The 11,716-nt window shown below is 57.0% G+C and carries 10 protein-coding genes and 1 tRNA gene; 8 read left to right on the forward strand and 3 right to left on the reverse strand.

Translation table 11 applies throughout. The features are described from left to right. Window positions 1-952 (forward strand): mannose-1-phosphate guanylyltransferase (locus EPN93_04990; protein TAL38020.1); only part of this gene is annotated, 952 nt, incomplete at its 5' end. On the opposite strand, the gene EPN93_04995 is transcribed toward EPN93_04990, so the two are convergent. Continuing rightward, the gene (locus EPN93_04995; protein ID TAL38021.1) at window positions 941-1,642 is read right to left on the reverse strand and encodes a hypothetical protein; all 702 of its coding nucleotides are present in this window, start codon (window positions 1,640-1,642) and stop codon (window positions 941-943) included. The genes EPN93_04990 and EPN93_04995 overlap by 12 nt on opposite strands. A gap of 81 nt (window positions 1,643-1,723) precedes the next feature. Here EPN93_04995 and EPN93_05000 point away from each other — a divergent pair, with 81 nt between their 5' ends. Both EPN93_05000 and EPN93_05005 read left to right on the forward strand, forming a co-directional pair. Further along, window positions 1,724-2,410: a hypothetical protein gene (locus tag EPN93_05000; GenBank protein ID TAL38022.1), complete on the forward strand. Its 687-nt coding sequence runs from the start codon at window positions 1,724-1,726 to the stop codon at window positions 2,408-2,410. Further along, the gene (locus EPN93_05005; GenBank protein ID TAL38023.1) at window positions 2,227-3,462 is read left to right on the forward strand and encodes an FAD-dependent oxidoreductase; all 1,236 of its coding nucleotides are present in this window, start codon (window positions 2,227-2,229) and stop codon (window positions 3,460-3,462) included. The genes EPN93_05000 and EPN93_05005 overlap by 184 nt, the downstream gene beginning before the upstream one ends. 15 nt (window positions 3,463-3,477) lie before the next feature. On the opposite strand, the gene hisD is transcribed toward EPN93_05005, so the two are convergent. After that, window positions 3,478-4,776, reverse strand: a complete 1,299-nt coding sequence (hisD, locus tag EPN93_05010) for a histidinol dehydrogenase (GenBank protein TAL38024.1) — start codon at window positions 4,774-4,776, stop codon at window positions 3,478-3,480. Between the two features lie 349 nt (window positions 4,777-5,125). Here hisD and EPN93_05015 point away from each other — a divergent pair, with 349 nt between their 5' ends. The 4 genes from EPN93_05015 (at window position 5,126) to EPN93_05030 (ending at window position 8,907) form a co-directional block, all read left to right on the forward strand. After that, window positions 5,126-6,397, forward strand: a complete 1,272-nt coding sequence (locus EPN93_05015) for an XRE family transcriptional regulator (protein TAL38025.1) — start codon at window positions 5,126-5,128, stop codon at window positions 6,395-6,397. Then, window positions 6,312-7,361 (forward strand): tetratricopeptide repeat protein, encoded by a 1,050-nt coding sequence (locus tag EPN93_05020; protein ID TAL38026.1) that lies wholly within the window; start codon window positions 6,312-6,314, stop codon window positions 7,359-7,361. The genes EPN93_05015 and EPN93_05020 overlap by 86 nt, the downstream gene beginning before the upstream one ends. A 66-nt stretch (window positions 7,362-7,427) precedes the next feature. Continuing rightward, window positions 7,428-7,501 (forward strand) — tRNA-Val (locus EPN93_05025). 158 nt (window positions 7,502-7,659) lie between these two features. Further along, entirely contained in the window at window positions 7,660-8,907 is a 1,248-nt protein-coding gene (locus EPN93_05030) for an EAL domain-containing protein (GenBank protein TAL38027.1), read from the forward strand. Window positions 8,908-8,913: 6 nt separating this feature from the next. Here the strand turns inward: EPN93_05030 and EPN93_05035 are convergent, their stop codons facing one another. Then, window positions 8,914-10,740, reverse strand: coding sequence for a VWA domain-containing protein (locus tag EPN93_05035; protein ID TAL38028.1), 1,827 nt, complete (start codon window positions 10,738-10,740; stop codon window positions 8,914-8,916). Between the two features lie 107 nt (window positions 10,741-10,847). On the opposite strand from EPN93_05035, the gene EPN93_05040 reads away from it, so the two are divergent. Further along, window positions 10,848-11,714 (forward strand): tetratricopeptide repeat protein, encoded by an 867-nt coding sequence (locus tag EPN93_05040; GenBank protein ID TAL38029.1) that lies wholly within the window; start codon window positions 10,848-10,850, stop codon window positions 11,712-11,714. The last annotated feature ends 2 nt before the right edge of the window (window positions 11,715-11,716 follow it).

Here is an 11,716-nt window from a genome sequence, read left to right on the forward strand (position 1 = left end):
CAAGCGGCTTATGCCTCTCGATCCTGCCATGTGCCTTGTCGTGACCGCCCGGCGCTACGAGAATGAATCCGGGGAAGAACTTCGTAAGACCGGGATGAAGGGAACGATCCTCTCGGAGCCCATGCCGCGCAATACCGCGGCGGCGGTGCTGTACGCGGCCACGTATCTTTCCAGGGTGTTCGATGACTCGGTCATGATCGTGCTGCCTGCCGACCATTTTATCAAGCGGGACGAGGAGTTCGCCTCCGTGCTGCGGACCGCCGTCGAACAGGCGCAGTCCGGCAAGCTCGTGACGATCGGGATAAAGCCGGAGTATCCCGAGACGGGGTACGGGTATATTAAGGCGCTCAAGGACGGCGGCGCGGTGAAGGGTGTGGACATGTTCGTGGAAAAACCAAACCTTGAGACCGCGCGGCGTTATGTCATAGAGGGAAACTACTTCTGGAACAGCGGCATATTCGCCTGGAACACATCCATAATACTCGAGGGAATGAAGCGCCTTATGCCGGCGCATTACTTCGCCTTCGATCCGCTCAGGAAAATGACGGCGGAAGAAATCGCCTCGAACGGCGACGAATCGTGGGCGGTCAAGCAGAAGATATTTTCGGCGATAGACTCCGTGTCTATCGATTACGGCATAATGGAGAAGGCGGACAACCGGGTGGTAATCCCCGCCGATTTCGGATGGGCCGACCTGGGGAGCTGGAATTCCATCGACGATATCCTGAAGCCGGACGAATCAATGAACAGGGGCCCCGAGGTCGAGCGTATGATTTTTATCGATTCCCGGAATTGCTCGGTGTTCACGGAGAAAAGCAGGGTCGCGCTCGTGGGGTTGTCAAACCTGGTAGTGGTCGAGTCCGGCAACGACATTCTCATCATGGACAAGAACAGCAGTCAAAAGGTGCGCGACGTCGTGGCGATCGCCAGGCAGAGGGATTCAAAGGCATAAGCGGGCGCATTCGTCGATTATGCGCGCTTTTTCGTCCCCGGCGGCGTCGCCCGGCGCGGCAAGGGAGTAAACGCCCCTGTGTGCGAGATATTCCGAGAGCGCGTAATGGAACACCGGAGCGCGCAGCCGGGCCAGATTTTCCGCGTGGATCTCGAGGGCACGTATGAGCATCCTCCGGAGAACAGCGATATCGGACCCCCCCAATTTAATCTCTATCTTCCCCACCAGCGTGTCGACCATCCACACGAATGATTCCGGATCGATTATCGCAATCGAATAGAGATACCAATCCTCAACATACTCCACCAGTATGCGTGCGTGTTCATCGGTGAAGATGTAATGCGCGGGGCAGAGGTAATTCGCGCAGATAGTGCTGCCGAAGAGCGAGCGGTTCCGCAGGTCTTCCCCGCGATGCAGCGGATGAAGCAGGCAGCCGGGACGCGCGGGGTTCCCGTCGAGAAATCCCTGGTAGGGACAGATATGGGAGCCTGTATCGCGCACCGGTTCCCCGCCGGGGAGCGAAACAGACTCATCGTCCGGGCGCGGCGAATCGAGGCGTCTTTCCGCTCCCATGAGATAGCGCGTGAGCGCGGATCGGGAAAGGTCTCCCAGGTTGAACAATCCGCAGCATGCGCTGCAGCCGCGCCGCTCGTCCGGCTGGCAAAGAATAACCGAGGTGCGCCGGCCCATGGCCTCCTCCTTGGAAAAAGTGTTTCCGTATTGCCGCGGATGAGATAGCATTGCAACCAGTTTTCCGAACAGGGAGGAAGGGTGCATAAATCGTCCCATGACGACAGGGGAAACCTTGTAAATTATTATGACATCATGAACGTGCCGCGCGATGCGGACAAGGCCGCGATACGTTCCTCTTTCTGCGTCTTGATCAAGCGTTATCATCCCGATAGTTCGGGCGAGAATTCGCTCGATTACAGAAAAAAAGCCGAGCTGCTCATTAAGGGCTACAAGGTGTTGATCGATGACGCGCTAAGGGAGGAATATGACCGGCTCCTGTTTTCGGTGCAGCGGGAGAGTCCGCATGGATTCGTGTTCCTTCCGCGAAAGCGCGTGAAATATTCGATTTCCCTGGAGGGCCTTCTCAAGACCCGCCTGCTCAACAAAAGCATCCGCCGCGGCGAGCGGGTGCGTAAATTCGGCCAGGATGTGGAGATATTCATAACGGCCGTGGAGGCGAAGAAAGGCATAATCGCCTATGTGGACCTTCCCACACGCGTGCTCTGTCCCCTGTGTACAGGGAGCGACCGGGACTGCCATGTATGCCGGGGCGTGGGCCGAATCGCGAGCACCACGATGCTCCAGGTGAGCCTGCCGCCCCCCATAAAAGACGGGGCGAAGATCGAGTTCGACCTGCTCGCGGCGCGGCCCGACAAGCTGACCTCCTTCACCATGAAAACGCTCAGGGTGAAGGTAACAATGATTGGTGCCCGGGGAGCGCAGTGATGGAGCGGGCGGCGGTGATCGGTGGAGGCGTGGTGGGGTGCCACGTGGCGTACGCCCTCGCCCGGAAGGGATATGAAACATACCTGTTCGAGCGCCATGAGCGGCTGGGCCAGGAGACATCGAGCCGGAACAGCGGGGTGCTCCACGCGGGGATCTATTATAAAAAATATTCCCTGAAGGCCGGCCTGTGTGTCGAGGGCAATGCCCTTTCAAGGGAATTTTTCCGCGATCACGACGTCGCCTTTCGCGAGACCGGCAAGTATATTATCGCGCGCACCGATTCCGAAATCACGGAAATCGAACGGCTTCGTGAATCGGCCGGGGAGAATGGCGCCCCGGTGGAGCCCGCCACGCCGTCGCGTGTGAAACGCGATCTCCCCTACATTGAATGCGTTGCCGCGCTCTATTCGCCCAGCACCGCGATCGTCGACGCGGCAGATTACATGGACCGAATGAAGGCCGCCCTCTACCAGGCGGGGGTTTCGGTGATTGCCCCGTGTAATGTGCGGGGGATTCGGGGCAACGTGTGTGTTACCGATCGAGGCGAGTTCCTCGCCGACCTGTTCGTCAACAGTGCCGGCCTGTACGCGGATGAACTTGCGGCCGAATGCGGACTGCATGGCTACGTGGTCAGGCCGCTTAAGGGGGATTACTACTCCACGGTGAGCATCGAATGCCGGGTTCCCGTATATCCGCCGCCGTCCGTCCATACCGGAACGCTGGGCGTTCACCTGACCCCCACGTTTGGCCGCGAGGTGCTGCTTGGCCCGTCGGAAACGCACACGGAGGCTAAAGACGATTACGAGATCAGGACGCCACGCGAGGAGTTTTCCTCTTCGCTCGCCTCGATGATCGATGCGGCAACCGCGGCGCGCATCGAGCTTAATGAGGGCTACTCAGGCAACAGGCCAAGGGTATATCTGAACGGGGAGAGGTGCGAGGATTTCGTGGTAGTTCGCCGGCCCTCGAATGTGATACACCTGTTGGGTATCGAGTCCCCGGGCCTTACCGCCGCACCGGCGCTGGCGCGCTACGTGCTGTCGATGCTTTGATATCCGCGCCCGCGGCTATTTCTTGAAACGAATGTCTATCGACCCCCCGTGCTTGTCGGCGAATCCCTCTATACCGGACATGATGCCCACCGGACCCTGTGCCGACCGCAACGCCGCGGGCGTGAGGTGCTGGAAGCTCGTGCGCCGCAAAAATGTTTCGACCGAGACGCCCGAGGAGAATCGCGCGGCTCCGCCCGTGGGAAGGATGTGGTTCGTTCCGGAGAAATAATCGCCCACCGCGACCGGCGCGTGGTGCCCCAGGAAGAGCGAGCCGACATTCCTTATCCGGCCGAGGTATTCGAGCGGATTGGATACCATGAACTCCATATGCTCGGGTCCGTAGCGGTTGGAAAACTCGATGGCGTCGTCCAGGGTGGAAACGATGAGCAGCAAGCTCTTCGCGATCGCCTTCTTCTTGATTTCGATCCTGCCGCCGCCCGTCCGGATATCGTTCGCGACCTCTTCGCGCACGCGCTCCGCGAATTCGGAGGAGGTGGTCACCAGCACCGCGCGCGCCATTTCCTCGTGTTCCGCCTGAGAGAGAAGGTCGTACGCGACCCACCGGGGATTGGCCGTTTCGTCGGCGATGATGAGCACCTCGCTGGGGCCGGCCATGGAATCGATCTGGATCACGCCCAGGCTGAAAAGATAGGTCTTGGCCGCGGTAACGTAGACGTTCCCGGGGCCGACAATAATGTCCGATTTTGGCACGGTCCCGGTACCGAACCCGGCCGCCGCGATTCCCTGGGCGCCCCCGGCCTTGAGTATCCTGGTAAGTCCCAGGATCTTACACACCGCGAGCACCGCGTCGTTCACGGAACCCCGTGCGTCCGGGGGCGTGATGACCGTGATCTCCCGCGCGCCCGCGATTTTTGCGGGGATGCCCCCCATGAGCACGGAGGACGGGTACGATGCCTTGCCGCCCGGAACGTAGAGCGCGACACGCTCTATCGCTTCGTACTTCATTCCAAGCGTCGTGCCGTCGGGGCGCGTATAAATAAAGGATTTTTTGCGCTGATACTCATGGAACTCCTCGATGTTTTCCCTTGCCCGGGAAAACGCCTCGATCGCGTCCGCGGGGGTGCGCGCATACGCGTCCTCGATTTCCTTTTCCGCGACAAGCAGTGAGTCGAGCCTCATACCGTCGAAACGCTCGGTGTATTTCCTCACCGCATCGTCGCCGTTGATGCGTACGTCGTTCACGAGGGGGATGACCGTATCGATCAGGATTTTACTGAAATCGTCGCCAAATCGGTTGAGTAGAGAGTCGAGCTCGGCGGAGGAAAGGTCCCCCAGGCGTTTTACCGGAATCATGTTCAGTGCTCCTTGGCGATTCGCAAAGCGGATGGCTCATTCTGGCCGGTACCGTGGCCGATTTACAAGTAGATTTTTATACCTGTACATGCATCATGGCCGGGAACCGGTTCCCCGGGAAGGCTCTTCGGGTCTCTACTGCGCGACGAGCGGCGGATTGCCCTTGAAAACCGGTGAAAGGTTTCATAAATGTAAAATAGCGGCCCCGGGCGTGCACGATCCGTTTTTAATTTTGAAGGGAAAGGTCGCATCGGATACCTTATACTTGAAATAGTATATATCTATCAAAATAAGCGGAAAGGGGATGCCCCCGGGTCCGGGCACCAAATAGTTTTTTTGGAGCGAGAACATGATCAGTACGGGAATCAGGTATCTTGACAAGCTTGTCGGCGGTATCAAGCTGGGCGATAACGTCGTGTGGCAGATCGCGAACGCGGTGCCCATCGAATTCTTCATCAAGAGCTTTTTCACGAAAATCAATGATTTTCAGAATTCCATTATCTATGTGAGCTTCAACTATGCGCCGCATACCGTCTGCAAGCGGTTCGACGAGATTTTCAAAAATTACAACTTTATCCTGATCGATGCCTTTACGCACGGCAAGGGAAACAGCGATCCCGTCTTCCTGGATTTCTATCATAACGAAGAAGGTTACGACCTTTCGCGCGTCACCTGCATACAGAATCCCCGCGACATGGCGGCGTTTCTCGAGACCATGAACACGATACAGTCGGCGAATCGCGACGGGTCGTTCTATATATTCGACAGTCTTACCGGTATGAACGAGCTCTGGAAGGACGAGCGCTCGGTTCTGGACATGTTCGGGTTTACCTGTCCCAAGCTGTACGAGATGAACACGATCGCGTACTGGATACTCGAGCAGGAGGCCCACTCGAAAGAGTTCATAGCGGGGCTGACCCACATCACGCAAATCGTGCTGTCCATGTCCAATATCAGCTCGGACCAGTATGCGCTTAAAATCCATAAGCTTGAAGGCAGACCCTCCACGAATTTATCGACGCCCTATATGTTCCGGATTATCGATGAGGAGATAGAATTCGAAGAGGTATACGACAATAACGCGTTCAAAATAGGGATCAAGGTGAAGGGGCTTCGCAAGACCATGAACATGACCCAGGCGGAACTCGCCTCCAGGCTCGGGATGACGCCCGGGGCGATCTCGCAGATAGAGAACGATCTTATCACGCCCTCCCTCACGACCCTGGTACACCTGGCGTCGATCTTCAAGAAGCCGGTCGAGTATTTCATCAACGTGGAAACGATCGACAGCCAGGCCGAGGGATTTCGGATATATCGAAAGAAGGATATACCGCTTGCCATGGTGAGCAATCTCAAGATCGCCCGCATAGCCGATGAAAAAACCCAGGGCCCTATTCCCTACCTGGTAACCATACCCGGAAACGAGTCGCACGATGGACCGATACTCCTGCACAAGGGAAAAGAGTACATAATCGTGGTGAACGGCACCCTTGGCCTCGTGATAGACGGGGAGGAACACCTCTTCCGGAAGGGGGATGCGGTTCTCCTCGATCGCTCATTCGCCGGCAGGTGGACGAACCAGGGGAAAAGCGACTGCGAGTTCGTGTATATCCAGCTGTGACGCGTCTTCATGGCATTTATTTGACTTTATCAGAGTCAGTTCCCTACCGATATTTTCAGAGATGCGACGGTCCCGTGTTCGGAGATTCGGGGCGGGGATGGGGAGAGTGAGCCTGGATTCCGGAAATTCCAACAAGCAAGCCCTCGCCGCCCGGTTCCTGAAGGCCGTCCAGTTTGAAACGGAGGAAAAATTCGAAATGGCACTGGGCGAATATGCCTCGATACTGAAAGAGAATCCAGGGCACAAGGAAAGCTACCTGAACCTTGGATCGCTCTATTCACGAATGAACCGCTACGAAGAGGCCATGGCCTGCTATGAAAAAGCCCTCCTGGTTCAAGAGGACCACGTCACGTATTTCAATATTGGGAGCATTCACTATAAACGCGGCGAATACAAGAAGGCGGTCCTCGCGCTGGAGAAATCCAGAAACCTCAATCCGTCATTTCCCATGTCAATGCTGGTCATGGGGCTCTCGTTCAGCCGGCTTAAAAATCTTAACGCCGCCAAATCCTGCTTCCTGAGGGTGCTGAAAACCTCGCCGTCCAACAGGGTCGCGATGACCGCGCTGGCGATCATCTATTATGAGAAGAAGGATTACGAAAGGGCGTTAAAGCTCGTCAGCACGCTGCTGTCGGGGGACGAATCGAACGCGGTCATGCGCAAGCTTCGCGCCGATGTGCTCTACCGGCTTAACCGGGTGGACGAATCGGCCAGGGAATTCATCGACCTGTCGGCGACGAAAGAGGAATTCCGCCGCTATGACGATTTCGTGAAAGAGGTACCGGTTGACGTCTATACGGACTGCTACGGCTCTATCGGCGATAAAATCATAGGCCTCGAGGCGAAGGGGGACGCCATCCAGCGGGATGAGCTCATCTCCCTCAGCCTGTGCTACCTGCTGAAGGGCGACTCGGGGCGCGCGATCGAGTCCCTTTTCGAGGCGCGTAAACGAATGGTCAACTGACGGCCCGGCGGGTATAAATGCTTGACATATCCAATGTGCCTTTCATAAGCTATTTCGCGTTCAAGGGGGCGATTAGCTCAGTCGGTTAGAGCGCCTGCCTCACATGCAGGAGGTCACTGGTTCGAGTCCAGTATCGCCCACACGCAATCCCTCTCGTTATCCGATTTCCTGTTACTGTGGTGTAAAAATTCAAGGGTTCCCCCGAAAAATGCTGTTCAGCGCCTCCCGATAGTAAAGACTGAGTAATAATTTCTTATACGACGTATTCCGGGCCGCAGGTCCGGGCGGGGGGGTGGAAATGGGAGTGACCAGCAGCCGGTTCCAAGAGGTCATGCGTGAAGGGTCGGTGCGCACCGTTTTCCAGCCCATCATATCGGTCAAGAAAAATTCCATTATCGGCTTCGAGGCCCTGAGCAGGTTTGCCGCGCGGGGCGGTGAAACCATCTCTCCCCTTGAGATGTTCGCAGAGGCGGCCGCCGGGGGGCATTCGCTCGAGCTCGACCGCCTGTGCAGATCGAAGGCGCTGGAGCGGTACGCATCGCTCAATACCGGCGAGAATGAATATATACTCTCGATCAACCTGGATCCGGCCGCCCTTGCCGAGGGGTCGGGATCGAATCACCTGATGGAGTCGGTCGAGAAATACGGACTGCCGCCCGGACGCGTCCTTATAGAGCTCACCGAGTCGAATTCGTGCGGGATGGACCTTCTTGAAACATTTGTTACCGCGTATCGATCCAGGGGATTCCTGATTGCGCTCGATGACGTGGGATCGGGATACTCGAGCCTGGAGCGCATCAGCGTGGTGAAACCCGATGTGCTCAAGATCGATTGTGCGCTTACCGGGAAGATTAACAGCGGCTACCACAGCCGGGAGATGTTCAAGGCCCTGGTCTCCCTCGCCCACAAGACCGGTTCGCTCGTGGTGGCGGAAGGGGTGGAAACCGAGGACCAGGTGTTATCGGCCCTCGAACTCGGGGCGGACATGCTGCAGGGTTTCTATTTCGCGCAGGCGGCGGATGACATTGTCGCCGTCAAGGGCGCCGTGGAGGAAAAAATAGCCGGGATCGGGCTTACGTCCCGGAAGAATATTGTTAATAAGATCAACACGCGCAAGGCCCAGCACAAGAGCTACAGCCAGATTATCAATGACTTCGTCGCCGAGCTCTCGAAGGTGGACGAGGAGCTGTTCGATCCCACGCTGCACGCCCTCGTAAAACGCTACCCGGAGCTCGAATGCGCCTACGTGCTCGACAGCGATGGGCAGCAGGCAAGCGCGACCGTGTTCCCGGAAGGCCGGCAAACTTCGCCCCAGGGGTTTTTCTTCCAGCCGGCCCAGAAGGGAGCCGACCAGTCCTCAAAGGATTATTTTTTTCTCGTCGCGTCGGGCCTTCTCAAGTATACGACCGAGCCCTACATCTCCCTCGCATCGCGGCATATCTGCATCACCATCTCGGTCGCATTCCGCGATCATAAATACCTGAAACGCATACTGTGCCTGGATATTGTCCAGGACGAGAGCCAGGCGCTGAGGGGCCCCGGCTGATCGTTTCTATTTCTTTTTCATGAGCTCGTACTGGCTGCTCCTGCCGGATTTCTGCATTCTCTGGTAGTCGTCGGATTCCTCCATTTTATAGCCTGGCGCGGCCGATTTCGACAACTGGTCGAGGGATTCTTTGTATTCCATGATATTCAGAACCTGGCGCTTGAGCTCCCGGGATTGATATTTTTTAAGGCTGCCCCGCATGAGGGCCAGGTTGGTATCCAGGTTTTTCTTTGCGTCATCGAGCCTGCCGCTGTCCACCATTTCCATCGTTTTCTGCATCAGGTCGGTGGAGGCAAACATGTCGACGTCTTTGAGCACCGTCGGGATGTAATTTTTCGATATGAGTTCCTGGTCGGCGGTGGGGGTGATCACCGCGTCCCGGCTTTCGGTCACGCGGCCCCTGCCCGTGACCACGTCATCGTAGGTGTAGGTCACCCGAGCGGCGACGGCGCGCGCGCCCTGCGCGGCGCCGGGGATTATCCGGATGAGCGCGAGCTTCTTTTCCTCCGAAACGAGATCGCCGAGTTTTATCGCGATTCCGCCGGGCGTGGTCTCATATTTGTAACCGGATACCCCCTCGATCGTTCCCCCTTCAGGGAAACCGATGGTCAGGGTGCAGTTCTGTGCAACGACCGCGAGCAATCCCTTAAGCTCTCTCGAAAAGATGTCGGCGATCTTATCGGGCTTATCGATGTAGTAGTAGTTTGCATTGCCGTATTCCGCGATGCCTGTCATGAGGATCTCGTTGAACGACTGTCCCACACCGAACGTGGAGATGGATATCCCCGACTTGGACTGCCCGCGGGCGATCTGCTGGATCTGGTCGGGTTCCGTGACGCCCACGTTCGCGAGGCCGTCGGAAATGAGCAGGACCCGGTTCACCTGGTTCGCCTTGAAATTTTTCTTAACCTGTTCGTAACCCTCGAGCATGCCCCCGCTCAGGTTGGTGCTGCCCCCCGTCTCGATTTTGCTAACCTTTTCCGAAAGCGCGTTCTTGTCGGTCACGGCGGTGGGCGGTATGTACACTTCAACGGCGTCGTCATAGGTTACGAGCGAGAAGATGTCGGATTTCGCGAGGTTTTTTATCACGAACGCGATTGATTGCTTCGCGTAGTCCAGCTTTCCCTGTTCGTCCATAGAGCCGCTGCGGTCCAGGACGACGCAGATGTTAAGCGGGACACGCTCCTTTTTCATCTTGAGCTCCTTGGCGATAAAGCCCGTTCGAAAATGGTAAGGCTTGTTCGAGCGTGCAAGGTAGTAGGGATTCTCTTGTAATAACTCCATCGACACAAGGGAGTCGCCGGTAACGGAAATGACCGCCGGTTCGATATCGCGTACTATGCGTGCCGGTTTGCCGGTGAGCCTGGCGAGCACGGTTTCGGAGAGCACGTCCACCGAATCGATGATTTCGTTCACCGACGCGCACTGGTGCTTTTCGGAGGCGATAATTTTTCCGGTGGCGACCTCGACGAGACGCACGTCGATGCGCAGCACCGTTCCCGCCTTGATGATGCTGCCGGTCAGCAGCTGTTCCGCGGCGAGGATCTTGCCTATTTTCGATTCGTCGCCTTCGGCAAGCCCGCTCATGATGAGCCCTTTTTCTTTTAGAAGCTTTTCCACCCTGTCGCGCTCAAGCACGGTGATCGCGGGGTTTTGCGCGAGGTTGGTGCTGAACATCTCCGGGATGGCGGCCTGCAGGTAATTGTTGGCGCTGTCACCGGTCGAGTTGGTGAAGTCGAGGATCGCGACAATCATCCTGTTCTGGGGCGTAAGGGGGGCGGCCGCGAGAACGAGCGTGATTAACGCCGTGCCGAGCAGTAATGTTTTTTTCATAAGACCTCCGATATCCCTTGATTGACCCGACCCTTTAAATAACCCTGCGAAAAAGAGAAAAAATCAAGGACTATAATTTTTTGCTTTTATTTTCACTTTTGCGTCCTATGCTACCTGCGCATATGAGAAGATATCTGCCTGAAAAGTTACCCGGATTTGCAATTCTCCTGTGCCTGTTCGTGCCGACGATTCACTGTGCCGCGGGTTGCGCGGGTGCGCGGGTCTCGGGGGACGGCGAATACCGCCGGACGACTGCATCGGGGATTCCGCTCTCGCTCCAGTTTCCGGAGGCGATGCCGGACATCACGAAGGAGCGGGCCGCCGAAATCGACGCCCGGCCGGGGAAGAGCCTGGCGGAGCGGTGGATGCTCGCGCGCTTTCATCATATCAATTCGCCCGAGAACGATCACCTCGTAAAATCCGTGGCCGATTACAAGGCCATCCTGGTCGCGGGGCGGGGCGACGGGCGGGCGCTGAACAACCTGGCGTGCGTCTATGCCGAGATGGAGAAGTACAAGGACGCCGAACAGCTCTTTCAGGAGCTGCTCGCCGGGACCGATGCGCCCGCGAACGCCTATTACAATCTCTATATTCTCTATCGCCGTTCGACGCGGCTTGACGACGGCGTCCGGGTGCTTGTGATGCTCAAGGAGAAGCAGCCGTGCAGCCTCTACGCCTCGATTGAGCTTGGGGATATCTTTTTCGAAAAGCAAGATTACACGATCGCCGAATCCTATTATCGCGCGGTGCTGGGCCCGTGCGAATCGAATCCGTACCCCATCTATAAATGCGCCAAGGCCCTGGAAGCCCAGGGCAGGCACGGCGAGGCGGAGGAAATGTATACGCGCTGCCTGGCTGAATTTCCCTACTTTCACGAGGCGTACCTGGATTATGCCCACATGCTGCTCGTCCTGGAGCGAACCGAGGACGCGAAAAAAATCCTGAACCGGGCCGCGGGGCTTATAAAAAAATAGGC

This window comes from Spirochaetota bacterium (genome assembly GCA_004297825.1).
Classification (GTDB): Bacteria; Spirochaetota; UBA4802; order UBA4802; family UBA5368; genus FW300-bin19.

Excerpts from the sequence above, each read along its gene's own strand:
- EPN93_04995 (TAL38021.1), bottom strand. The coding sequence starts at position 1,642 with ATGGGCCGGCGCACCTCGGTTATTCTTTGCCAGCCGGACGAGCGGCGC.
- EPN93_05005 (TAL38023.1), top strand. The coding sequence starts at position 2,227 with ATGCCGGGGCGTGGGCCGAATCGCGAGCACCACGATGCTCCAGGTGAG.
- hisD (TAL38024.1), bottom strand. The coding sequence starts at position 4,776 with ATGATTCCGGTAAAACGCCTGGGGGACCTTTCCTCCGCCGAGCTCGAC.
- EPN93_05015 (TAL38025.1), top strand. The coding sequence starts at position 5,126 with ATGATCAGTACGGGAATCAGGTATCTTGACAAGCTTGTCGGCGGTATC.
- EPN93_05020 (TAL38026.1), top strand. The coding sequence starts at position 6,312 with ATGCGGTTCTCCTCGATCGCTCATTCGCCGGCAGGTGGACGAACCAGG.
- EPN93_05030 (TAL38027.1), top strand. The coding sequence starts at position 7,660 with ATGGGAGTGACCAGCAGCCGGTTCCAAGAGGTCATGCGTGAAGGGTCG.
- EPN93_05035 (TAL38028.1), bottom strand. The coding sequence starts at position 10,740 with ATGAAAAAAACATTACTGCTCGGCACGGCGTTAATCACGCTCGTTCTC.
- EPN93_05040 (TAL38029.1), top strand. The coding sequence starts at position 10,848 with ATGCTACCTGCGCATATGAGAAGATATCTGCCTGAAAAGTTACCCGGA.